Raw genomic sequence first — 24,323 nt, 5'->3', positions numbered from 1 at the left:
TAGACTCTACTGGTCTAGTTTGAATTTTGGGTGTAAGTATTGGTCGTTCTAGTGCTGTTCTAGTTCTAACACTGCGTTCTATTTGGTACTGCACGAGTAGAACGTCAGTTGCTTATCTAGATAATCATTGATGATGGCACGCGCCTTTTGAGCATCGATACCATCTGGGTTTAGTGTGCCTCTCAGCCACAAACCATCAATCAGAGACGCAATTCCGTGAGCAACGAGATCCGCTTGTTCATGATTCAAAATACCTTTCAACTCAAGACGTAAGTGTGAAATCAAACGTTTTTCATTCACACGTTGCAGTCTTTTCAGCTGCTCGTCATGCATTGAATATGACCAAAATGCCAACCACGCCTTCGCGACCTTATTTTCTGCTTGGTAACCTTCGAAGTTACCATCGATGATCGCGTTGATTCTCTGTTGGTGAGCATCAACAGGAAGCGCTTTTAGTGAAGTCGTGATGGTATTAGAAAGTTGGCGAAGGATTTCACGCATGGTCTCTTCGAGCAGCCCATGCTTCCCGCCAAAATAGTGATTAATAATGCCAGTGGAGACTCCCGCTTCTTTGCTGATCAACGCAATACTCGCGGCATGCAAACCCACTCGATCAATCACCGTCATGGTGGCTTGAACAAGCTGTGGTTTACGTATATCAGGCATCCCAACCTTCGGCATTTCTTAATCCTTTTATTTTATATTGAACGTTCAGTTAAATATAAAATGACAGAAATTTAGTTAGGGTTCAAATGATTATTTAAAACAAACTCGTAACAATACAGCATTCAAAACAACAAAAATCATTATAAAACAATAAATTAAATATCATTTAGAGCACTAACGAAAACAATTAAAGATTTGAGGTGTGATAGTTATTGGTCAAATGTTTTTGCTTAGAAAGTTCAAGAATCAATCAGTGAGAGTCCTTGTAGAAACTTTTTGGGGAGGGAGTGGAAAGGAAGTATCAAGGAATTTTCATACTGAAATTTAAGACAAGGAAATCCACAATCAACACAGGTAACGAATCAAAAAATGAACAAAAAAGGTTGGCGACAACAGCGTCATCACCAACCTTCTCAGTCGTTTCTAATGTTATTGCAAGCCTAAGCTACTCAATGCGAGTGATGAAGTCGTATTTATCTGACTCAGCCTTAGTCACCCAGTGTTCACCAGAAACCGGAGCAGAATCTAACGTAAAGATATAGAAGTCGATTCCTTTGTCTCCCATTACCTTTTTAAAGTAGGTCGCTTGCTTGCGATGGCTTTCGTTCGTGTATGGGAAGTCTTTGGCTGTTTTATCATCCTCAGCCCAACTGTGCACACCAACCTGCTTATTAAGCTCAATGGCTTTAGTGGTATCTGCTCGTTGCAAAACTCGTGGGTTACCCGCAGCGAAAAGATCCGTGCCGCCAGAGAACACCGACCCCGTAGGCGTTACGATCGTCGTCATGTTGTTACTGTGGATCATGCGACCGGTGTACATATTGATATCATCGTCGGCACTTCCACCAATATGGTTGGTAAACTTCAACGTCATCTCACTGCCTTGATACAATTTCACGATATCAAAAAGCTGAGAATAGGTTGATGCGCCTAGAGTGGAAGTAATGCGATCAACAGCGCCAGTCTCGTTGAACACATCACGGTAAAAAGCGTTGAAAGCAAACGAGGTGGTTATCGTTACCTTGTTCCCACTTTTAGTGTTACTCAGAATGGTAGACCCAAGGCTAGTCACGTATTGAACCAGTTCATTGTGATACTCAAGCTCGACGGGTTTATGAGTATTCGTCGTCGTGTTAATTAACGTGGTGTCATTGCCGATTGAACGTTGAGCAACACCACAATCAAATGAATCAAAAAACTTACCCTCACTGTAAATCGCACAATCGTCAGCCCCTGCATCAGGGAGGTACAGATCCACACTCTGACCTAAACTATCCGCAAGCCTAACCACTTTTTGCTTATCACTAATATCTTCCGCAAACAGAACGATTTCATACTGCACACCGTTGTAATCAAGTTTTATGGATTCTTGGACCTCTTGTCGCTCTTTATACAACTCACCCAGTTTCGCTGATGAAAATACGTAATCTGCTTGAGGTTTTGCTTGCACTTTGGTGGCAGCTTTACCTGAGTTAGAGCTTGAATTACAGCCCGCTAACAGAATCAAAGGTAACGCCAGTAATGCATTTCTATAGTCGTTCATACCGTTATTCCCAAAATGTTTGATGAGAAAATTCTATTGTTTAGCGCTGAATTTATCTGTCGTGGAAATGTATGAGAATGTCGAGCCTATTTGAACGATGTTTTTTATTTTCCTATAAATGCCAATTCATCATTGAACTAACTTATAAAGTGTTTAATCATTCGCTTTAGGTATTTGGCGAAGCATCTGAACTTATATGCAATAGCGTATAATCGTAATGGTTCATCACGACGAAGACTCGCTCACCTAATCTCAATAAGTGAAACGCACGACAAGGCTGATAATGGAATGACAAAACCTAAAATGATCATCGTGGAAGACGATTTGAAACTTCAGAAAATGTTGCAGGACTACTTCGTCGCGCAAGATTTTGATGTCACGGTGTTGGACGATGGCAGTGATGCCGCACACACCATCCTCACGGAGCAACCTGACATCGTACTGCTGGATTTGATGCTTCCTGTAACTGATGGACTTACAATCTGCCGACAGACGCGTACGCACTATAAAGGTAAAATCTTGATGCTCACTGCTAGCGATGACGACTTTGACCACGTCGCTGGTTTAGAGACAGGGGCTGATGACTATGTCACCAAGCCAATCAAACCAAGAGTTCTGCTGGCCAGAGTTCGTTCACTATTACGCCGCCAAGACACCAATACCGCTTCAGTCGATGACTCAGACACCCTTCAGTTCGATCAACTCGTTCTGAAAAACACTTATAAGAAGTGTGAACTTTCAGGTGCGGTTTTATCACTCACTGACAGCGAGTTTGACCTACTTTGGTTATTGGCAAGCAACCCAGACACGCCGTTATCTCGTGACTACTTGACGCAAACATTGCGCGGGATTGAGTACGACGGAATAGACCGGACGATTGACAACAAGGTTGTACGTCTAAGAAAGATTTTGGGCGACGACCACACACCAGCAGAGAAAATTCAGACCATTCGCGGGAAGGGTTACTTATTTGTTTCGACCGCCTGGCGTTAACCTCGCTCAATACGAGCGTAATAAAAGAGAGCGATTATGCGACGTATCTTTTTGGAGTCCTTAATAGGGCTGTTAGTTTGCTTTATGGCCGGCCTTGTCGCCTACGAGATTAGCGTCTATCAGCTCAATACCGACTACGAATACGTACTGGAAGATTACGAAGCGGCTGCCCACCAGCAATTGATCGAGAACATCGCTAAAAATCAAGGCCTTGAAGCGGCTCATCAAGCGATAAACCAGTTTGTAGAAACCACACGAAATAAATTGGTTACATTCAGCCCAGACGATGAAATACCCAGCCCCGTTTCAGAGTTCTTCAGCACGAATCCGAATACCTTTGTTTTTCACGATGATGAACGGGACCTATGGTTTCGCTTAGCAAGCAGTGACAATACCTATCACTACCTCCCCAACAGTGAAGCGTTCGTTAGGCAAAAAATAGAGTTGGAGGATGACCTCATTTGGTTGTTCTTTTTAGCGAGCTTTATCTTATATGGGTTATGTCATCTATTTATTATCTTCCGCCGAGTTAAAAAGCTTGAGGCTGCCACTCTGCGTTTTGCTGAAGGGGATCTCTCCACACGAGCCGAGACTTCAAGCGGTGTTGCGATTGGTTCACTGAACAAATCCTTCAACCTGATGGCCGACAGAATTCATCGCTTAGTTGAAAGTAATCGCTCACTCACTAATGCTGTCGCTCATGAACTGCGCACGCCAATATTCCGTATTCAGTGGCAAGCTGAAATGTTGAAAGACACCCAACTAAACGCAGAGCAAGAGAGCACGATTGAGAGCATTGTCGAAGACACGGAAGAGATGGAAAAGATGGTCGATGAACTATTGTATTACGCCAAACTCGGTAGCACTGACCTAGAGAACTTAAAAAAGCCATTAGAGATTCGAGACTTTCTCGACCACGCAATGACGCGTTGGAGTAAAGACACTCAACTCAACATCGACCTTTCACTACCAGCGCAACCTAGCTCAATACTTGCGGATGAAACACTACTCAACCGAGCACTAGATAACCTCGTGCGTAACGCAATGAAGTTCGCACGCTCGCAAGTGTCGATAGAAGCAAGCGTGCACCAAGAACAACTGAAAATTGCGGTACATGACGATGGTGATGGCGTTGCAGAGGAGCACCGAGCACATCTGTTCGATCCCTTTTATGTTGGCGACAAAGCACGTAATAAAGCTAAGAGCGGCCATGGGTTAGGGTTATCTATCGTCGAGAAGATCTGTGCTCAACACGGCGCTACCGTGGAGGTAGGTCAGAGCCAAGCCTTAAAGGGTGCGGTATTCACCATTACCATTCAGCTGTGTAATGATTCAGCTGACAAACCCATACAGTAACTACAAAACACCTCTGGAATAATGTTCAACATCGGTCGGGAGATGCTGTCTCCCAATGAACCTATTGAATCTAAATTCCAATCTTTCTTAAGGTGTTTGTATGAAAAAGTTATTAGTTGTTTTAGGCATTGTTTCTCTAGCGGGTTGTTCTGGTATCAGCCACAACGAAGAAGTGTACACAGCGCACGCAGAGAGCTTCAACATTGTCGGTTTCCAAGTGCCAGGTAACACTCAAGACCGCGCAATGGAATTAGTACCTGAAGGTGCAACGGTTGATACGATTCGCTCAACAAACTCTGATACGAGCTCTGTTCTGGGTATCATCAACCGTATTATCGGTATCGACTACGTACAAGTTGGCGGTAAAAAGCAGTAATTCGCTATAGTGACGTTAGCCACGTACCATAATTAAGTGTCGCAGTTGCCTACCTATATTCAGTAGCCTACACAAACTAAGTTAATCTAAGCCAGTGACCCGTCGCTGGCTTTTTTCATCCAGCAGATTTTGTGCTCTGTGCCAAACAAGTGCCCGATTCCCCTTCCCTCTTTTAACTAACAATTCGAAAAATAAGCCGAAAAGTCTTCGATTTCTTATCAAAATTGCCCCTAAATTCGCTAAATGGCCTTCTGTTTAAAGTGACACTTTCAAATCGTTGATCCTTCTATCAACCCAGAATCCGTTAATTGAGGCACAGATCAATTTACTCGAAAATCTTAATTTCCAAGAGAAATAAACACTTAATAAAAGTGTCACGATTTTATAAATAAACATATAGGTGCGTTCAAAAATAAACAGAAATGATAACTATCTGTAAATACGATAAATATAAGTTTCATGAATAAAAGAGATCATTGCCATGCTACTAATTAATCAGATCGAATGATGTAAATTCGCTGTGATTAATTTGTTACGTTTTCTTGGATTTTACATGGAAAGAGAAAACAACAATGAAAATAAGAAAACGTTTAGTTGCCGTTGCTATAGCCAGTGCTATGTCTTTGTCAGTGCATGCAAGTGAATCCGTTCAAATCGATCAACCGATCAACTTTACTAGCTTCTCTGGGTTAAACGCTCAGTTAGGAGTCAGTAACGCCTCTAGCTTCAAGATGGTGAAAGAAGTAAACCTGAAAAAGCGTGGTATCTATAAAGTTAAGATCCAGCAGAACATCTGGGGAACACCGGTATGGGGACATTACCTAAATGCCACCCAAAGTGTCCAAGGTGGCGCACTTAAGTCCGTTCAAGGTCGCTACCTTAAAACAACGACCTTAGAGCGATCTTTTGTTAAGCCATCAATCAACAGCGCTCAAGCGGTTGAACTCGCAAGTAAAGATCTAAAGACTCAAGGCTTAACCAGCAAATCTCTAGACAACGTTCAACATCAGCTATTTATCTATCAAGGCTCTGTGAAGCAAGGCATCGGACAGCAAAGCGGAGATAAAACACGACTAGTGTACGTTGTCTCTTACCTAGTAGAAGGCAGTGAACAGCCGACTCGACCGTTCACCATGCTAGACGCGCACACAGGCGAAGTCATCGACCGCTGGGAAGGTATTGCCCATGCTCAGATCGGTACTGGCCCTGGCGGCAACGAAAAAACCGGCATGTACGAATACGGCACCGACTACCACTACCTTGATGTTCAAGAAGTGGGCACAGAGTGTGTAATGGAGTCTGAAAATGTCGTTACCGTTGACCTTAATGGCGCGACCGACGGCGACACCACTTACAGCTATGAATGTCCTCGTAACGAATATAAAGCCGTGAACGGCGCATTCTCACCACTCAACGATGCCCATTACTTTGGCAACATCGTGTTCGATATGTATAAAAACTGGTTCGACACAGCGCCACTCTCCTTCAAGCTCATGATGCGTGTTCACTACGGTGAAAACTACGAGAATGCATTTTGGGACGGCAGAGCCATGACCTTTGGTGATGGGGAGAGCTTCTTTTACCCGCTTGTTAGCCTAGATGTATCAGCCCATGAAGTGAGCCACGGTTTCACTGAGCAAAACTCAGGTTTGATATACGCAAACCAATCCGGCGGTATGAACGAAGCATTCTCGGACATGGCGGGTGAAGCGGCTGAATACTACATGAAAGGCACCAACGACTGGATGGTCGGACGCAATATCTTTAAAGGCGAAGGTGCACTGCGTTACATGGACGATCCATCACGCGATGGCTCTTCAATCAACAACGCATCCGAGTACTACGATGGCTTAAACGTGCACTACAGCTCTGGCGTGTTCAACAAGGCGTTCTACCATCTTGCAACCACACAAGGTTGGGACACCAAAAAAGCGTTCGAACTGTTCGTGCTAGCCAACCAGATCTACTGGTCTGAAAACAGTGACTTTTGGCAGGGCGCCTGTGGCGTGAAAAACTCAGCAACCGACCTTGGCTACAGTGCCGATGATGTTGTTTCTGCGTTTAACTTAGTGGGTGTATCACCGTGTGGCGAACCACCACTTCCACCAGAACCGGAATATCAACGCCTTGAAAACGGTGTTGAAGCTGCGGTTGCTGGTGAAACCGGCTCAAAAACTTACTTCGATATCGAAGTACCAGAAGGCCAAGACAAGCTAACAATTGATCTTGCTGTCTCTACTGGTGACCCAGATATGTATGTCGGTCTAGATTATGCGCCAAGCTCTCAAGAGAATATCTGTAAGAGTGAAAGTGTAACCGATGAAGTGTGTGTGATTGAAAACCCAACAGCCGGTCGCTACACGGTGAACATTCTGGGTTACTCAGATTATGCAGGTGCAAATCTGAAAGCGTCGTACGAATCTGGCAGCGCTAACGTGCCGCCCGTCTCTTCTTTCGAACACACCATTGTCGGTAAAGAAGTCGAGCTACGCAGCACAAGTTCGGATAGCGATGGCCAAATTGTTTCTTACCAATGGAACCTAGGCGATGGCAACACGCAAACAGGTGAAGTGACTCGTTATACCTATGCTGAAGCTGGCGACTACGTGGTTACGCTAACCGTGACTGACGATGCAGGTGTTGCGACATCAACCAGCAAGTCGATCACAATTGAAGGTGATTCAGCGGAAAGCTTCCCACTAAAACTGAAGTTTGGTAACAAAAATCCGAATGGCAAAGCTCGCGTTAAGCTGGCATGGGATTACGAGACCAACGACTACTTTGTGATTAAGCGCAATGGCAAGAATGTTGGTGCAACAGACTTCAACTCATACGTCGACAAGTTCCGTCACAACGGCACAGTCGATGTGGAGTACCAAGTGTGTACCTCAAGCGATATCTGTTCAGAAACCAAGCATTATCGTTTCATTAAAACTCAATAATCGAAAGTAGATTCAGGGCTCCTTATGGGAGCCTTTTTCGCGATTGAGCTTCTTAGCTTCTTGGTTAATGAGCGAATGAAACATCTACACAAAAACATCCACGTATTACACAAAAATCACCCCCATCAACATAACAATACTCACCATAAAAAGGACGATAAATGGCTATTCAAAAAAGCATGCTAGCTTTGGCTGTGCTCGGAGGCTCTTTAGCCTTAATCAACAGTACTTCGGCTTACGCATCCCTAGGTATCACACCACCAGCGAACGAAGAGGTTTGGATCACCACCGATGCGGACGCACAACATATTATGACTCAACATGGCGCAACGGTTTACCCAGGCGTGACAGGAAACAAGCATTCCCATTCCATCGTCGCGAAAATCAACCAGAAAGAGCTGGCGAAACTCTCCAGCCACATGCACGAAGAAACTCACCGTTGTGGTGGCTACATGGTGCACGAAGACAAAGCAAGCGCACTCAAAGCCGCAGCGATGCCATTGACAATGAGCACCTTCGAAAAGCCGGTGATCAGCCATCAAGACACAGTGAACGACCTACTCGCTCAGGTCGAGCCGAACAACATGGTCACGACCATCGAAAATCTAACCAACTTCACCAACCGTTTTTATACTACTTCTACTGGTGTTGCTGCTTCGGATTGGCTTTTAGAGCGTTGGGAAACAGAAATTAAAGATGTGCCGTATGCGTCTGCACGCCAAATCACACATGCTGAATATCCGCAAAAATCTGTTGAAGTGACACTGCTTGGCGCGAAATATCCTGCAGAGATCGTCGTGGTTGGCGGACACCTTGATTCAACGGTTGGTTCTTGGACAAGCGAAGGCACCATCTCACCAGGAGCCGATGATGATGCGTCAGGCATTGCAACGGTAACAGAGTCGCTTCGCCTGATGATCGCCAGTGGTATTCAACCAGACAAAACCATTAAGTTCTATGGTTATGCTGCTGAAGAAGTAGGGCTACGTGGCTCACAAGATGTCGCCAACGCTTTAAGAGATGAGCAAGCCAACGTTGTATCGGTATTGCAATTAGACATGACCAACTACAACGGTTCAGCGCACGATATCACCTTCATCACAGACTACACCGACAGCAACCTCACCGCCTATTTAAGCGAGCTGATCGACACTTACGCGAGCGACATCAGTTACGGTTTCGATGATTGTGGCTATGCCTGTTCTGACCACGCCTCTTGGCACAATGTTGGCTACCCAGCTGCCATGCCATTCGAAAGCATGTTCAATGATTACAACCCAAGTATTCACACTGAGCACGACACGCTTGAGAACTCCGATCCTACGGCGACACACGCGACCAAGTTCGCCAAACTAGCCATTGCTTACCTTGTCGAAACCAGCCTTGATTCACCCGTTGCAGGCCCTAAAGAGCTGCAAAATGGCGTGCCTGTTAAAGGACTTACTGCAGGATATGGTGAAGAGCAGTTCTTCACATTTACGACTCAAAGTGCAGGTCAGTTAACAGTAACGTTAACCGGCCCTCGAAGTGGCGATGCCGACCTTTACGTGAAACACAACGGCAACGTATCGAAAGCGAGCTACGATTGCCGTCCATACCAGAACAGCAGCAACGAACAGTGTGTATTAGACATGCCTGCGGGGGAATTCAACATCATGGTGCGCGGCTACCGTAACTTTAACGATGTCACCATCGTCGCTAACTTTGTGCCGGATTGGCTGTAAGGTTGGTTATTTACTAACAATTAATCCGAGCAAACACGGCAAAACTAAAAATCCGCGAGTTCGATCCTAAATAGAATTGAGCGCGCGGATTTTTTATTATCTTAGGAGAAATATTCGATCAATGATCTTCCGTTATCATCAAGCCGTATTTTTCATTACCTTGCCACAGATGTACTCACCAATCGGCATTGCAGAGGTCGCAGCCGGTGATGGCGCGTTACATACATGTAAGCTTCTTGGGCTTTCGGCAAACAGGAAATCATGGACCAAGGTGCCATCCTTCAGTACCGCTTGAGCACGAATCCCAGCAGGATAAGGCTTAAAATCATCAACCGTAATACTCGGGCAGTATTTGTTCACTAGCTTTAGATATCCCGGTTTCCACCACGAGTTCTTAAACTCGACCAAACCCGTTTTCAAGTGATTCGCAGTCACTTTCCAAAAACCCGCAAAGCTCAGCATCTGCCAAGTGTCCTTGAAGCTAAAGTTAAGCTTGCCATAACCTTCTCGCTTCCAGCCTTGAACTGCATTTGGCCCTACTGTTACGGAGCCATCAATCATGCGTGTTAAATGCACGCCCAAGAAAGGCAGTTCTGGGTCAGGGATCGGATAGATAAGATGATTCACCACTTGGTTGTGCTTAGCGTCTAACTGATAATACTCACCGCGATAAGGCACGATTTGGAAGTCGGTTTCGATGTCTAACATCTTGGTCATTCTATCGGCCATCAAGCCAGAACACGTGATCAAGAATCGACTGTTCAGTTGAAGAGTCTGACCATCTACTTTGCACGTTAACTGCACCTCATCTTCTTGCTCATCGGCCAAGATCACTTCAGTACCAAGGCTAAGTTTGCCACCCGCCTCAACAAACTCTTGAGCCATCACTTCGGTGACTTTTTTGTAGTCGACAATACTGGTGGTTTTGACATAAATCGCGCCCAAGCCAGTGATGTTTGGCTCGGCTAGTTTGAGCTGCGCTTGGTCCAACAAATCGACATCAATGTCATTATCATGACAACGTTGATAGAGCGCGTTCATGCGCTCCACTTCCTGCTCATTGGTCGCGACCAACAGCTTGCCACAGTTTTCGACAGGGATATCGTGTTGGCTGCAAAAGGCGATGGTGCGCTCTACGCCGCGTTTACAAAAATCCGCCTTTAAACTGCCCGGAGCGTAGTAAACACCAGCATGAATCACCCCGCTATTATGGCCAGTTTGGTGCTGCGCGAAACCACGTTCCTTCTCGACTAAAAGGATACTTTTATCAGGGTGAGCTTGCTGTAATTGCCAAGCCGTCGACACGCCAACAATGCCGCCACCAACGATAATATAGTCGTATATTGAGTTCATAATATTCCTACATTCAATCCTTTTAATTATAGGGAAGACGCGACAGTGTTAGACCCGGTTTGAGGTAACTTTTTTTCCTCACTTTCTGATTCCATTTTCACTTGATTAGCATCGTATTTACGACCGCTGTAGATAAAGATGCCAACAAAAATGGCAACACATACCAAACGGATCACGACTGAAACATCAGGCCATACTAGAGCTATACCTACCGCAACCAACGCTACTCGAGTAATAATATTAACTTCGCTCTCTAGATAACCTTCAATCGCCGCGATAAACGCGTAAGTACCAATAACAGCAAAGCCACCCGTGACTAACACGGAGATCACATCCCAACTTACCAAGTTAGTGTAGGCAATCAACAATGGTACTAAATACAAGCCTTTGGCTATCTTCCATGCCATTAATCCCGTTCTCATCGGGGGTGTTTTAGCAATGGTTGCAGCCGCAAATGCAGTTAAACAAACAGGCGGAGTCACGTTGCTGTCTTGCGATAGCCAGAAAATGATCAAGTGGGCAGAAAGCAGTGCAAGGCTGATCGCTTCTAAGCCAAGGCTCTGTTCAAGCAGAGTTTCCACAAAATCAGCAGGGACTAACGCAATCATCTCTTTGGCTGTTTCAAGTGCCATTGGCGCGTTCAGCAAATCAAGCTTATCTGGCGCAGCCAACATGAAGATAGCTTTCGCCTGTTCCGGTAACTGTCCCGAAACCAACAGGTCGAGCAACTGACTTTCAGCAATCAGTTTATACAAAGCTGGTGCAGACAGAGTACCCAACACGATATAAGCCGCGGTTACTGGTAACCCCATGCCCAGAATCAAAGACGCCAGTGCAATTAAGGCGATCATCACCAACAAATCGCCGTTCGCCCAGCTGTTGATCATCAACGAGAAGGTGTTACCAATACCAGTCGTGCTGATCACGTTGATCACCAGACCAATGCCCACTAGCAACACAGCCGTGGTCGCCATGTTTTTTGCGCCTTGAGAAAGCGCTTCGATGATCGCCTTTGGACCCATTTTGTGATTTTTAGAGAACCATGAAGCCACCACGACAGACAGAATCGAGATGCCCGCAGCGTAAGTCGGCGTAAAGCCCTTCACCAACAGAGTCACTAACACCGCTAATGGGATCAGGTTGTGCCAACCCGACAGCAATACTTTCAATAGAGGCTCACAGCCAGAAGTCACCTTTTGCACACCACTGCGTTTTGCTTCGATGCGCACGAAGAATGCCACAGACAAAAAGTAGATAAGCGCAGGAACGAAGGAAACCGCAATAATATCGACATAAGGAATTTGCGTGTAAGAGGCCATGATGAACGCGCCCGCACCCATCACAGGTGGCATCAGCTGCCCGCCAGTAGATGCAGCCGCTTCAACACCTGCCGCGAAGCGCGAAGGGAAACCTGCCTTTTGCATCAAGGGAATACTGATCACGCCAGTCGATACTGTGTTTGCTACGCTCGACCCGGAGACTGAGCCCATCAAGCCGGAGCCAATCACGGCGATGAAGCCGGGGCCACCAATCACTTTGCCTGCCGCTGCGCGAGACACATCAATGATGTAATCACCGACACCCGAACGCACTAAGAATGCGCCAAACAGGATGAACATGAACACGAAGGTCCAACTGATTCTTGAGATCGAACCAAACATCCCTTCTGATGAATAAAAGCTTCGATAAAGTAACGTCTCAAGGCTTAAACCCGGAAAATGAAAAATACCGCTGGTCCATTGTCCCCAAAGCACTACATAACTTAAACACACTAAGATAAGCACTGGAATGAACCAGCCCATAGTGCGTCTAATCAGCTCAATGACGATGGCAATCGCCAAGATAGAGAAAAACCAATCACTGGCGATAAATTTTACGCCTCGGTCATACAACGCATCTTCTGCAAAGGGGATGTAGATAAGACAAGCCAGAGCCGCCAAGGCAATTCCGATATCGACCGCCAGAGCTATCTTGCTCTTTTTCAGTGAGATATGAGCGGGATACCAAAGCGCGCAAATGATTGCGAAACCAGCGAAATGCGTCGCCGAAATCCAAAGCTCTGGCAAGGTAGATAAGGTATTAAACCAAATATGTAGGAGGGAGAGTATCACTCCCATTGTCGTTATTGCTTTGCCTACCCAAGGGAAATCTGTTCGGGTAGGCAATTCGAATTTTTTCAGTTCCTGCTGCAGCGAATCGCTCATAGAAAACTCCTGCTCTCCACAGCCAAACGCGCAGAGAAAATCCATAAAGTAGGGTGGTGCGTTTTCACTTCAAATAATCGAACGAATCGGAGACGGTCAAATCAAACAAAGCAACCGAAACATATGAAAACGCACCAAGCAATTAATTAACGCGAATATTCAGTTCACGCCAAATAGCGAGTTAAAGATAAATGGCTAATCGAAGACAAAGGGTTAGTCGACGATCAACTCAGAAGGGATTTCTATACCCACTTCTTTATAGTAACGAGCAGCACCTGGGTGAAGCGGAACAGGAAGGCCTGCGATCCCTTTCTCAAGTGCCATTGCTTTGGTTGCTTTGTGGATACCTTGTAGGAAAGGTAGGTTTTCATAGATAGCTTTGGTCAGTTGATACACATCTTCTTCAGAAATGTCTTCACGAACCGCTAGGAAGTTAGGTTGGGCAATCGTAGTAATTGGTTTATCGACACCTGGATAAGTGTTTGCTGGGATCTCATACTTGGTCCAAATATTGTAATCACCATTCGCTTGTTTGATTTGTGCATCGGTAAACGACAAGATTTGAATATCTTCACCCAGTGCTGCAAAGGCTTGCGTCACCGCACCAACAGGAACACCAGCAGGCGTGTTCATACCATCAATTGTGCCATTTTGTAATGCGCTCGCACTGCCACCATAACCCATAAAGGCGAGTTTAAATTGTTCTGGGTCCACGGATAAGCCTTGCATGATTTGACGACCTGAGTTTTCAGTCCCAGAGTTCTTCTTACCGATAGAGAATTTCTTACCGTTTAGGTTCTCTAGATCGCTTACCGTACCTGTTTTTGCTAGATCTGAACGCACAATAAAGTGTTCTACGTTTTGCCATAACATGGAAACTGAACGCAGTTGAGTTTGTCTGCCAGATTTCTCATATGGCCCTAAACCCTGCCAAGCCCAAGCACCATACAAACCTTGTAGAATAGCGAACTGAGCTTCGTTCTCGTTCAACAACTTTACGTTCTCACCCGAGCCCGCAGAGCTGATAGCCGCTAAAGAAAAATGCTGCTTAGGCGCAAGCTTAACTTTACTCAATGTCGCTAAGGCCACACCCACTGGATAATAGGTACCACCCGTTGAAGCCGTCGCTAAAATATAGCTGCGATCTTCTTCAGCTGACGCATTACTGATAAGGCCAAGAGAAGCCATTGCTAGCGCTAAAGTTTTAACCAGCTTGTTGTATTTCATTGTTACTCTCCATGTAGGGTTATTCACGTTATATTTTTGTTAACAACAATAGATAGCAAGCGTAATGCCAGTTTTTAACTATTTGTTTTAATTTACTTTTATTTTAAAACCTATTCAAAATAAGCCGTTTTTTGCTTATTCCCCTGTTATTAAGTAAGCCATTTTTGGCTTATCGGCTACCGGAATTAACACCTGTAGATCGGGAAGCAAGTCACACCATGTTGCAGTTGTGTGATCAATGTATGTAAATTGATAAATATGCAATGAGCCATTTATTGCTCATTAAAAATCAACAAGCACTGCGATGAAGCCGCTCTCTAAGGGTCAACATAGTCACTTCGATTTAACCCATAACGCACCATCTTTTGGTTCAATGTTCGACGAGGTAAATCCAAATCTTGCATCACGTCATTGATACGCCCTTTATAACGAACTAAGGCATCATGAATCACTTTCCTTTCAAAGCTCTGTACTTGAACCGCCAAAGGGATGCCCGCCGTTGTGGACTCTGTGACAGAATTGGGACGACACGCCAAAATATCCCCAACGGTCAAGCTTTCATCCAATGCAAAACGAATCGCAACATTACGCAGTTCACGCACATTGCCCGGCCACGCATACGAGAGCAGTGCATAGCGATCAGCCTCACTGGCTATACGTGTTTCGGAATTGGCTTCTTGGGTGAAGTGTTCAAACAAAAGTAAGGCATCTTCTTCACGCTCACTGAGTGGAGGCAAATGCAGCTGGGCAACATTCAAACGATAGAATAGATCTTGGCGAAAGTCGGGGTGATTCAGTAGATCGCTTTTCGAGGCAGAGACCACTCGTAGATCAACATGTTGTTGCTGATTCCCCCCCACGCGTTCGACGACATTATCTTGCAAGGTGCGCAGCACTTTTACCTGCATCGACAGCGGCATACTCTCTATTTCATCAAGGAACACTGTGCCTTTGTCGGCAAATTCCAGCTTACCAATGCGTCGTTTGGCCGCACCAGTAAACGCTCCGGCTTCGTGTCCAAACAGCTCGCTTTCAAAGAGATTTTCTGGGATTGCGCCACAGTTGAGCGGAACAAACGGATGGGTTTTACGTTGGCTGAATTCATGTAAGCAAGAGGCGACCAGCTCTTTACCACAACCCGTTTCACCATAGATGATCACGTTGGTGTCTATGGAAGCGACTTTCTGGATTTGCTCGCGCAGTTCACACATCACTTTACTGCGACCGATCAGCACCTGTTCAATGCCCTTAAGGTTATCCAGATAGTTCTGACGACTGTTTCTGTCTTGGCCACTTTGATGTTTATCTACCGCTTCCGATACCGTTTGAGACAGACGCTCTGGGTCGAATGGCTTCTCAATGAAGTCATAGGCACCTTGCTGTAAGGCTTTCACCGCCATATCGACATCACCATGCCCAGTAATCAAAATAACAGGCACATCTGGCACAAGACCTTTGAAACGCCCTAGCAGATCAACACCATCAATATCAGGTAAACGAACATCGGTGATAATGGTTTGAAAATCACCCTGCTCTACGGCGTTTAACGCATCTTGTCCTACTTCAAATGCGGTGACATCGAAGCCCGCCAGCTGCAACCATTGGCTGGTTGCTTGACGCACAATCGCGTCATCTTCAATTAAAGCAATACGCTGCATAGTTTGGTTCCGCCACTCTACATCTGATTAATATCGTCCACGGTATGTAAAAAAACCTCAGACGAAAAGGAGCTAGCTCCCACTTTGAATAACACTCCTTTAACAGTTTAATAATGTTTGTTAGCTTCGATTTGTCTCACTCTCCATTCGCTTAAAAAGCAAACATAAAACCTTGTCAAACCACTAGCTCAAAGAGGCAAGCCACTAATTTTAAAGGGATTTGATCAGAAATGATGAATAACAATCGATATTGGTTATTCCTGTGTACCTGTTTATTGATTGGTTTGGTGCAGGTCACCACCAAGAATGGCATCAGCCAGTGGAAGCTTGAACAAGCCCAACGCTATGCCGAACAGCGCTTCCTTGGCTACATTGCCGAAGCAAGGCGAACCCTTAAGCGTTTCTATTATCTGCCCTACCTAGTAACCAATGATGAAACCAGTGTGCGCTTCATTGATGGTGAAGCCCGCCTAGAAAAACGCATTAAGAAGCAGCTAATTCAATTGGATAAAGCCGCCAACACCAAGGGCTGGTATCTGCTTTCTGGCGAAGGGGACTTGTTGGTATCGAGTGTTGAAAGAAGCAAACTGAGCAATAAGAACGCCAGTACAATTGTTTCGAAGATCCACCAACAAGGTGGTGCGATTTCAGTGGTGACAAAAAACAAAGGCGTGACACCCGATTACTTCATAGCGGCACCCGTATATCGAGCCTCTGATGTGGTTGGCATTGTCGCGGTGCAAATCGATTTGTCATTGTTAACCGATCAATGGTTTGCCGATGGTGAGGCGATACTGTTTCAGAACCCTCGCGATCAGTTCTTTCTCTCCAGTGACAACAGGTTGAGTGCCGATTGGTTCAATGACACCTTCAATTCTCAGCCCACAGCGACAAAACGTGAGCTGTATGACCAAACCCATATTCGCGTGTGGCGATTGCTAGATAAAGATTACCTAATTCAGTCCATCAAGTTAGACGATCTGAATTGGCGTTTAACCTACCTAACGCCATTAACCAGCCTCAACCAGACCACGAACTGGATCAGCTGGAGTGTGGCGGTTGGCTGTCTTTTCATTCTGTTACTGTTGGTTATTCTTTACCAAAGACGCCAGAAAAAGCTCAGCAATCTGAGAATCCAAAAGCTTATCGAAGAGTCTGAGAAACGACTGTCTGGGATGATCAATAAAACCCATGTTGGGTTAATACTGATCGATAAACACGGACGCATTCACGATATCAACCTGATGGCGAAGAACTACTTTTCACTATCTGATTCAATGATCAATAACATCAAGGCGTGGCAGTTATTTGAGGCAGGTAACCCGAATTCAACCACCTTGCAACTGCTCAAAAACTTAGAGCAGCATCAAGAGCTGGCCGAGATAACTAGCGTCGAAACCATGGCAAGACGCAGCGATGGCAGCTACTTCCCTGTTTTATTCTCTATTAGCGCCTTTCCTTGGCATGCGACGACTTACTACCTGTGTACCGTGATCGATATTAGTAAGCGTAAAAAAGCAGAAATTGCAGTGCAAAACGCCAATAAAACGCTACAACTGCGGGTCGAAGAGCGAACTCAAGATCTAAAAGATGCGCAGCAAGAACTTGTCGAATCTAGCAAACTGGCTGCACTAGGGCGGATGTCGAGTGCGATTACTCATGAACTCAATCAGCCGCTTACTGGCCTAAAAACCCTACTTTCGAGTAACCAGTTGCTGATGGAAAGAGGCGAGACTAAGATACTGAAAGCGAACATGGATCTGGTGATGAGCCTAATCGACCGAATGGCTAACATGACTAGCCAGCTGAAGTCATTCGCCTTTCAAAGGCTTGAGAAACCTTATCCCGTTTCCCTAACAGACGCACTGCAAGAAACCCTGCGTATTCATCAAACCGAGCTAGACAGCGTCGATATTCGTGTGCGTATCGCTTCCAATATTTCGATGGTAATGGGAGAAGAAGCACGACTTCGCCAAGTGCTTGGTAACCTGCTTAGAAACGCCATCGATGCTACTCAGAATCAAACACCCGCGACCATTGTTATCAGTGCACATACCGATCAACAACGTGTGATCATCAAGGTGCAAGACAATGGCTGCGGTGTATCAGAAGACCAACTCGAAACCATTTTCGAACCGTTTCATACCAACAAAAAAATGGGCGAAGGTTTGGGGCTGGGGTTAGCTATTACAGCCAACAATGTACGGGATATGCAAGGCACCTTGATAGCAAAGAACAACCCAGACCAAGGCATGACATTCACATTAACGCTGAAGAATATAGATAGTGAGTAGTTACTAACAAAAAGCATTAAATCGCACCACATAAAGAAGACAGAACTAAAAAACCGCCCACAGAGGGCGGTTTTGATTCACTTATTAGCGTATGACTTATCAGTTAATCAGTTCGCGACTTACTCAGCTAACTGCTTCAACAACAGTTCTGTTGGGCGCACAATCGCGATGATCGATTCATCGTAGATTTTCGCTGAATCAGACAGTATCGCTTGGTAGGCATTCACGTCAGCTTCTCTTACCTTCTCGCCAGCTTGCGCTTTAGCAATCAAAGTTAATGCTAAATCTGCAACTTCAACGGTTTTCTCTGCAACCACCACAGTCTCTACCGAAGACACGTTACCAGCGAAGACAGTTTCCGCCGCTAGTGCAGCTGATTTTGCTTGCTGATAATGCTCTGCAAGTTGCTCTAGCGCCTGCTGATTGCCTGTCGCCACTTCATTGACCAAGTCTTGCATCTCATACACCGCGTAGCTTTCTACTGGCAAAGCATCCACGAAGCGATTTAGGCGCTCGTATTGGCTGTACAAGGTGCCCTTAGGTTCAGTGGAGTTCCACTTTTCCCAGTTGCGAGCATAGTATTGAGCCGGTTCGGTGTATTTCGCTAGCACGCGCAGGTCGTGAATATCTTGGCCTTTGGCAATGCGCTTCAACAACATATCAGCATCTGCGTGATGACGTAGCCCTACCGATACTTCCGACCATGTATCCATTGCTTTCATGCGCTTATACATACTGCGTTCGTCTGTCAGTTCTGCATCCGACCAGAAACGTTCTGCAATTGCATAACTGCGAGGCCATAGGTAGTTTTCGACCGTGAGGCTGTCTTTGTTTTCTAGCCACATGGTGATCTCGCCGCCTAAAATCAGCTCTTTTTCTTTGTCGGTTAGCTCCGCGGGGTAGCCTCCGTTTGGCTCAGGGATCACGCTGCCTTCTACATCGCTGCTCGCAATCACTTCGCCTGTGGTTGGCCAGCGCACGTTACCAATTAACTGATAGCTGCCTTCCGCAAACCCATTTGGATTCAAGTTCAGGTTGAATTCGGTGTACGACATGAAGTTATCGAAGTGGCCGACAAAGGTTTTGCCCGGCACGTAATCAAGGATGTAGATCTCTTCACGAGACTTGCCGTTGTAATCACTGAATGCGCGGAACGTGCCGTCTTTTGCTTCAATCATGGTCAGTGTTCCCTTACGTGGGCTGCCTTTAGAACGAGGTTTCTGCCATTGGTAAGTCACGAATTTTTCGCCACTGTGCAGCTTATCGTCAACCGTGATGCCGCTTGGCATTGGATCGTTGCGATAATGGTAACTAGTTGGCTGAGGTTGATCTAGGTAGTAACCCGTAGAAAGAATACCTGGGTAGCCCTCTTTCGCTGCACGACCGATACTATCGTGCCCTTGCCAGCTTTGAATCACGATAGAAGTTGGCAGATCTTTATGCCAGATCTCATCCCAACCCGTCATCTTCTTACCGCGCTCTTCGAGCATCTTCTCAACTTTTACATTGAGGTAAGACTGCAGGCCACGCTCACCATCGATATTATTCTCTTCAATGAACTGTTGGTGCTTTTCGCTGTTTTTCCACTGCGCATAGTTCGGCTCATCGCCGCCGATGTGGAAATACTCGTCTGGGAACAGCTCGGTCACTTCATCAAATACGTCGCCCAGCATTTCATAGAGCTCTGGATTCAATGGGTCCATTAATGGTTCAAACACGCCCCAACCACGCTCTTGCTCATAGCTTTGACCTTCACCACCCGACATCAGGCGCGGGTAAGCATAAGCAACCGCAGAAGAGTGACCCGGAAGAGACACCTCTGGAATCACACGAATACCAAGATTACGCGCGTATTCCACTAAGTAACGGACTTGGTCTTTGGTGTAGTAGTTACCATCAGCGGTTTCAGACCACAAACGTGGCCATGATTCGGTTTGAATGCGAATACCTTGGTCGTCCCAGAAGTGCCAATGGAAAACGTTCATCTTCGCCGATGCCATCGCATCTAACTGACGAATCAGCACATCGAATTCGATAAAGTGACGAGAGGTATCGTAAGAGACACCACGCCAGCGGAAGCGAGGCTCATCGACAATCGTGACAGCAGGAATGTGGTAGCCAGTCGCTGTGGTTTCAACGAGCTGTAAAAGGGTTTCGATGCCGTGAATTGTGCCGTATGGGCTTGGAGAGCTCAGCGTGATTTGTTCGCCCTGAGTCGTAATTTTGTAGGACTCCACAGAATCAATGTTTTGTACTTCAGATTTTGGCGCCGCGTCGATATCAATAATCAGGTTCGCTTGGTCGGCGCTCTCAACCTGCCAGTTCAGGATCGGCACGCCAGTTTGGCGCTCAAGACGGTCAATAAAGCGTTTCGCCGTGTATTCAACACGGTCAGAGTTAAAGCCTTTGATGTAAACCTTGAAGTTACCGTCGACCTTAACCTGTCCAGCTTTCAGCTCGACCGTTTGTGGGTACGGCATTAAATTTAGATCGGTATTTGGAGCCATTGCTAACGCCATTGGAGACACTACTGAACCTGAAATCAATAGGGATAATATAGTTTTTTTCATTATTAGTTTTCCTATATAACGGGCGTTCTGTTTTGTTTATCGGAGGCGATTCACAAAACAGAACCTTCAGCCACTACTGTTGTTTATCGTGAGCTCAAAGCCTATCGTCTGTGAAAAACGAATGAGCTCACAAACTTATGATTAGCTAACCAACTCAACCGCTTCACGAACCAACACCGCGATCTCATCCCACTGTTCGTTCTCGATCATCTTTGGAGAAACCATCCACGTGCCACCGCAACATACGACGCGATCAACGGCTAAGTAATCATTCACGTTGTGTTTGCCGATACCGCCCGTTGGCATTAGTGACACATCAACGTAAGGCGCTAGCAAAGATTTCACCATGTTGATGCCGCCAAACGCTTCTGCTGGGAAAAACTTCAAGAAGTTAAGACCAAGCTCTAGCGCTTGCTCTACTTGGCTTGGGTTGTTTACGCCCGGAACGATTGGCATGCCGATCTCTTGGCAGCGTTTTACTGTGTTTGGATTCAGGCCCGGTGCTACGATGAATTCGCTGCCCGCCTCTTTCGCAAGGTCGATCTGCGCAGGTGTGAGTACTGTACCTGCACCGATACACATCTCTGGGTAGGCATCACGCATCGCACGAATCGAATCCGCTGCCGCTTCGGTACGGAACGTCACTTCTGCTACTGGCAGGCCGTTTTCTACCAACACTTTTGCTAGTGGAATCGCATGTTCCACCTTGTTGATTTGGATAACAGGGATAACTTTGAACTGCTTAAGTGTGTTGATCATTTCTTGAGACATAATAGTTCCGCTTTTTATTTTTTAATCAGTTGGCTCATAGCGCTCATAGGGATTATTGCGCCAGAGTATTGAATAACGATGGAAGCCAGTTGGTGGCCAAATTCGGCTGCGTCGGTGGCGCTCTCGCCAGTAAGACGCGCAGCTAAATAACCCGCAGCGAATGAATCGCCCGCAGCGCAGGTGTCGACCACGTTAGAAACACGAGTCGTGGATACATAACTCTCAACAACATCGCCTTGTTCAACTTGAACAATCTTGCATGGCTCACAGCCACGTTTGATGACGATCTCTTGGCAGCCTAAGCGAAGGCAGCGTTGTTGAACGCTCTCGCCATTGCCCCAAACCAGCAGGTCGTCGTCTTCGGTAATCAGTGCAATGTCGACCAATGGTAGTAACTTGGCGTACCAATGCTGAGCTTGTTCAGTCGTCCAAAGTTGCGGGCGATAGTTGTTATCAAAAATCAGCTTTCCGCCTTGATTTGAGAACACACCAATGGCTTTCAACAGACGTTCACGTGAGGTGTCATCTAAAATCGCGATACTGATACCGCTGATGTAAACCGCGTCGACTTGTTTCTCTGTCAGCGCGATTTCAAGCTTATTCAGGTCGTCAGTTTGAAAGTAAGATTTTACTGCCGCGTCATTGCGCCAATAGTGGAAATGTCGCTCACCCGTTTCGTCCGTTTCTACCATGTACAAACCGGGCAACTTGTTTGGAATACGTTCAACGAAATTGGTTTGAATGCCTTCTAGTTGCCAGCTATCAATCATGTTTTGAGACAGTTCATCGCTACCCAAACCAGTCGCGTAATGAACAGACAGGTTTTGATGTTGGGTTAAGCGAGAAAGGTAAAGCGCGGTATTGAGCGTGTCACCGCCAAATTTTTTGGTTAATGGAGAGCCGCTTATTTCGACCATACATTCGCCGAAGAAAGCAATATTGAAATGAGAAGATGCAGGCATAGCCGATCCTAAAATAGAGAGATATATGTGGGAGAAGGCCCTGCCACTAAGCAGGACCTGAATTAAGCAAACCAGTTGTGGAGACTAGGTTTAGCTTGTTTGATTTGCAGGACGTTGAGGTGCCGCTTCTTCTTCAAGTACGCCAGTCTCAGACATTTCCATCTCCATCAGAGCACGCTCGTCATCAAGAATCGCTTTTGCCATTTCAGGTGTTACTTGGTTAGCCGGAGTCACTAGGCTCACAACCACACCTGCCGTTAGAGCAAACAGACATGATGGGATAACTGGGTTGCCCCAGAAGGCTGTGTAGTCAGCGTTTAACATTACTACGAATGAAGCTACAGAAGCACCCGCTAGTGTTGCAAGCGCACCTTGCCAGTTGTAGCGTTTCCAGAATTTACCCAACATACCGCACACAAACATGCCCGACATAACCGTTGAAATCATCTTAGTGATGTAGCCAATGATGTCGTTTGACGTCAGTGCGAACAGTAGTGCGAAGCCAATCACCACAACCAAAGCTAGACGAGAGTAGTTCAACATTGATTCTTTGTTTGGTACGCGGCCTGTGAACATCACGTACACGTCACGCAGTAGGATAGATACACCGGCAATCGCATCTGAGCTTGCACTCGACATGGTTGCTGATAGACCTGCGATAAGAACAATCATGCCTACGCCAACAGGTAGTACCGTCGCTGCAATGTAAGGGAACGAGAAGTTCGGGTTATCCAGCGTTGGGTCAATAGCGTGTGCCGCCATACCTATGATTGCTGGAATAATAGAGAAGAAAAGGTACAACACACCAGAAGCCACGAAAGAGCGACGGATAGTTGAAACATCTTTACCAGAGTAGATACGCTGGCGGAATGAAGGTGTTGCAAGTACGCCCACACCGATAACCACAGCCAGAGAAACAGCAGGCAGAATGCCCAGTTTATCGATTGCTAAAAAGCTTGTAGCAGCAGGGTCCATCGCAGCGTAAAGGTTGTCCATGCCACCAATGTGATCAACAGACATTACCGCCATTAGGATGAAGCCAGCAAAAAGGATGATTGCTTGAATCGTATCGGTCCATACAACTGCTGTGTAACCACCGATAACAACGTAGATAGTGAAAGCTGCAGCAATAATAATTTTCGCAAGGTTAAGGTCGATGTCTGCAATCCACGCTAGGTACATGCCGCCACCTAGAATGTGCGCACCTAACCAACCGATTGACGCGATAAAGATAAGTAGGCCAACCACGTTTTTTACGATTCGGTTAGCGCCAACGTAATAAGCCAGCTCTTCACTCATGGTCATGAAGTTCAGTTTACGAACCGGAGCAAACCAAAGTGCAAGCAATAGGATGCCGACAGCACCGCCTATTCCGTACAGAGCACCCGCCCAACCATTTGCGTAGCCGAAGCCAACCGCACCCATACTTGAGCCCGTGCCGACCATAGTCGCGACGGTTGTACCCAGAACTAAGAATAATGGCAGGCCACGGCCGCCTAATAAGAAATCTTCGCCAGATTTTTGATTACGCGAGACAAACCAGCCTAACCAAATTAAAAATAATACGTACACGCCGAAGCCTGTAAGAAAAAGTGTGCTGTTCATTTGACACCTCTCAGTGAAATATTAAGTTCATTCTTGAACTTTATTTATGATTCATTCATTTTTATATTTCATATAATTA

At 46.0% G+C, this 24,323-nt stretch carries 16 protein-coding genes; 6 read left to right on the top strand and 10 right to left on the bottom strand.

All coding sequences use genetic code 11. The annotated features are described in order from the left end of the window. Positions 1 to 78: 78 nt before the first annotated feature. Together betI and AB4512_RS19220 are read right to left on the bottom strand one after the other, a co-directional pair. Entirely contained in the window at positions 79 to 681 is a 603-nt protein-coding gene (betI, locus tag AB4512_RS19225; protein WP_048610022.1) for a transcriptional regulator BetI, read from the bottom strand. Between the two features lie 430 nt (positions 682 to 1,111). Beyond that, complete coding sequence (locus AB4512_RS19220; RefSeq protein ID WP_372175368.1) at positions 1,112 to 2,209, bottom strand: alpha/beta hydrolase; 1,098 nt, start codon at positions 2,207 to 2,209, stop codon at positions 1,112 to 1,114. A 288-nt stretch (positions 2,210 to 2,497) separates the two neighbouring features. Between AB4512_RS19220 and AB4512_RS19215 the strand changes: the two genes are divergently transcribed. The 5 genes from AB4512_RS19215 (at position 2,498) to AB4512_RS19195 (ending at position 9,600) form a co-directional block, all read left to right on the top strand. After that, positions 2,498 to 3,202, top strand: a complete 705-nt coding sequence (locus AB4512_RS19215; RefSeq protein ID WP_029235682.1) for a response regulator — start codon at positions 2,498 to 2,500, stop codon at positions 3,200 to 3,202. A 36-nt stretch (positions 3,203 to 3,238) separates the two neighbouring features. Further along, the gene (locus tag AB4512_RS19210; protein ID WP_372175367.1) at positions 3,239 to 4,558 is read left to right on the top strand and encodes a sensor histidine kinase; all 1,320 of its coding nucleotides are present in this window, start codon (positions 3,239 to 3,241) and stop codon (positions 4,556 to 4,558) included. A gap of 100 nt (positions 4,559 to 4,658) precedes the next feature. Next, the gene (locus AB4512_RS19205) at positions 4,659 to 4,934 is read left to right on the top strand and encodes a hypothetical protein (protein ID WP_017065177.1); all 276 of its coding nucleotides are present in this window, start codon (positions 4,659 to 4,661) and stop codon (positions 4,932 to 4,934) included. Between the two features lie 572 nt (positions 4,935 to 5,506). Further along, positions 5,507 to 7,876 carry a M4 family metallopeptidase gene (locus AB4512_RS19200; RefSeq protein WP_372175366.1) on the top strand — a complete coding sequence of 790 codons (2,370 nt, stop codon included), beginning with the start codon at positions 5,507 to 5,509 and terminating at the stop codon, positions 7,874 to 7,876. Between the two features lie 161 nt (positions 7,877 to 8,037). After that, positions 8,038 to 9,600 (top strand): M28 family metallopeptidase, encoded by a 1,563-nt coding sequence (locus AB4512_RS19195; RefSeq protein WP_372175365.1) that lies wholly within the window; start codon positions 8,038 to 8,040, stop codon positions 9,598 to 9,600. A gap of 138 nt (positions 9,601 to 9,738) precedes the next feature. Here AB4512_RS19195 and lhgO read toward each other — a convergent pair whose 3' ends face one another. The 4 genes from lhgO to AB4512_RS19175 all read right to left on the bottom strand — a co-directional run bounded on the left by lhgO (position 9,739) and on the right by AB4512_RS19175 (position 16,042). Then, complete coding sequence (gene lhgO / locus AB4512_RS19190) at positions 9,739 to 10,953, bottom strand: L-2-hydroxyglutarate oxidase (RefSeq protein ID WP_372175364.1); 1,215 nt, start codon at positions 10,951 to 10,953, stop codon at positions 9,739 to 9,741. Positions 10,954 to 10,979: 26 nt separating this feature from the next. After that, positions 10,980 to 13,157, bottom strand: a complete 2,178-nt coding sequence (locus tag AB4512_RS19185; protein ID WP_372146105.1) for a TRAP transporter permease — start codon at positions 13,155 to 13,157, stop codon at positions 10,980 to 10,982. A 213-nt stretch (positions 13,158 to 13,370) separates the two neighbouring features. Then, the gene (locus tag AB4512_RS19180) at positions 13,371 to 14,384 is read right to left on the bottom strand and encodes a TAXI family TRAP transporter solute-binding subunit (protein WP_371724761.1); all 1,014 of its coding nucleotides are present in this window, start codon (positions 14,382 to 14,384) and stop codon (positions 13,371 to 13,373) included. Positions 14,385 to 14,701: 317 nt separating this feature from the next. Continuing rightward, positions 14,702 to 16,042 carry a sigma-54 dependent transcriptional regulator gene (locus AB4512_RS19175; protein WP_102321268.1) on the bottom strand — a complete coding sequence of 447 codons (1,341 nt, stop codon included), beginning with the start codon at positions 16,040 to 16,042 and terminating at the stop codon, positions 14,702 to 14,704. A 230-nt stretch (positions 16,043 to 16,272) separates the two neighbouring features. Here AB4512_RS19175 and AB4512_RS19170 point away from each other — a divergent pair, with 230 nt between their 5' ends. Further along, the gene (locus AB4512_RS19170; RefSeq protein WP_372175363.1) at positions 16,273 to 18,336 is read left to right on the top strand and encodes a sensor histidine kinase; all 2,064 of its coding nucleotides are present in this window, start codon (positions 16,273 to 16,275) and stop codon (positions 18,334 to 18,336) included. 119 nt (positions 18,337 to 18,455) lie between these two features. On the opposite strand, the gene AB4512_RS19165 is transcribed toward AB4512_RS19170, so the two are convergent. The 4 genes from AB4512_RS19165 to AB4512_RS19150 all read right to left on the bottom strand — a co-directional run bounded on the left by AB4512_RS19165 (position 18,456) and on the right by AB4512_RS19150 (position 24,244). Further along, positions 18,456 to 20,906, bottom strand: coding sequence for a family 20 glycosylhydrolase (locus AB4512_RS19165; protein ID WP_372175362.1), 2,451 nt, complete (start codon positions 20,904 to 20,906; stop codon positions 18,456 to 18,458). A gap of 141 nt (positions 20,907 to 21,047) precedes the next feature. Continuing rightward, complete coding sequence (locus AB4512_RS19160) at positions 21,048 to 21,677, bottom strand: bifunctional 4-hydroxy-2-oxoglutarate aldolase/2-dehydro-3-deoxy-phosphogluconate aldolase (RefSeq protein ID WP_372175361.1); 630 nt, start codon at positions 21,675 to 21,677, stop codon at positions 21,048 to 21,050. 14 nt (positions 21,678 to 21,691) lie between these two features. Beyond that, positions 21,692 to 22,639: a sugar kinase gene (locus AB4512_RS19155; protein ID WP_372175360.1), complete on the bottom strand. Its 948-nt coding sequence runs from the start codon at positions 22,637 to 22,639 to the stop codon at positions 21,692 to 21,694. A 90-nt stretch (positions 22,640 to 22,729) separates the two neighbouring features. Beyond that, positions 22,730 to 24,244, bottom strand: coding sequence for a sodium:solute symporter family protein (locus tag AB4512_RS19150; protein WP_372175359.1), 1,515 nt, complete (start codon positions 24,242 to 24,244; stop codon positions 22,730 to 22,732). Between the last annotated feature and the right edge of the window lie 79 nt (positions 24,245 to 24,323).

The sequence above is a fragment of the Vibrio sp. 10N.222.52.B7 genome (genome assembly GCF_041474275.1).
GTDB classification, from domain to species: domain Bacteria; phylum Pseudomonadota; class Gammaproteobacteria; order Enterobacterales; family Vibrionaceae; genus Vibrio; species Vibrio crassostreae_C.
Note: the sequence above shows the minus strand (reverse complement) of the source record. Positions and strands in the feature narration are given on the sequence as shown.

What these genes read in the sequence shown, in the direction of transcription:
- AB4512_RS19180 (WP_371724761.1), bottom strand. Translation starts at nt 14,384, where the DNA reads ATGAAATACAACAAGCTGGTTAAAACTTTAGCGCTAGCAATGGCTTCT.
- AB4512_RS19200 (WP_372175366.1), top strand. Translation starts at nt 5,507, where the DNA reads ATGAAAATAAGAAAACGTTTAGTTGCCGTTGCTATAGCCAGTGCTATG.
- AB4512_RS19175 (WP_102321268.1), bottom strand. Translation starts at nt 16,042, where the DNA reads ATGCAGCGTATTGCTTTAATTGAAGATGACGCGATTGTGCGTCAAGCA.
- AB4512_RS19165 (WP_372175362.1), bottom strand. Translation starts at nt 20,906, where the DNA reads ATGAAAAAAACTATATTATCCCTATTGATTTCAGGTTCAGTAGTGTCT.
- betI (WP_048610022.1), bottom strand. Translation starts at nt 681, where the DNA reads ATGCCGAAGGTTGGGATGCCTGATATACGTAAACCACAGCTTGTTCAA.
- lhgO (WP_372175364.1), bottom strand. Translation starts at nt 10,953, where the DNA reads ATGAACTCAATATACGACTATATTATCGTTGGTGGCGGCATTGTTGGC.
- AB4512_RS19155 (WP_372175360.1), bottom strand. Translation starts at nt 22,639, where the DNA reads ATGCCTGCATCTTCTCATTTCAATATTGCTTTCTTCGGCGAATGTATG.
- AB4512_RS19205 (WP_017065177.1), top strand. Translation starts at nt 4,659, where the DNA reads ATGAAAAAGTTATTAGTTGTTTTAGGCATTGTTTCTCTAGCGGGTTGT.
- AB4512_RS19150 (WP_372175359.1), bottom strand. Translation starts at nt 24,244, where the DNA reads ATGAACAGCACACTTTTTCTTACAGGCTTCGGCGTGTACGTATTATTT.
- AB4512_RS19185 (WP_372146105.1), bottom strand. Translation starts at nt 13,157, where the DNA reads ATGAGCGATTCGCTGCAGCAGGAACTGAAAAAATTCGAATTGCCTACC.
- AB4512_RS19220 (WP_372175368.1), bottom strand. Translation starts at nt 2,209, where the DNA reads ATGAACGACTATAGAAATGCATTACTGGCGTTACCTTTGATTCTGTTA.
- AB4512_RS19195 (WP_372175365.1), top strand. Translation starts at nt 8,038, where the DNA reads ATGGCTATTCAAAAAAGCATGCTAGCTTTGGCTGTGCTCGGAGGCTCT.
- AB4512_RS19160 (WP_372175361.1), bottom strand. Translation starts at nt 21,677, where the DNA reads ATGTCTCAAGAAATGATCAACACACTTAAGCAGTTCAAAGTTATCCCT.
- AB4512_RS19210 (WP_372175367.1), top strand. Translation starts at nt 3,239, where the DNA reads ATGCGACGTATCTTTTTGGAGTCCTTAATAGGGCTGTTAGTTTGCTTT.
- AB4512_RS19215 (WP_029235682.1), top strand. Translation starts at nt 2,498, where the DNA reads ATGACAAAACCTAAAATGATCATCGTGGAAGACGATTTGAAACTTCAG.
- AB4512_RS19170 (WP_372175363.1), top strand. Translation starts at nt 16,273, where the DNA reads ATGATGAATAACAATCGATATTGGTTATTCCTGTGTACCTGTTTATTG.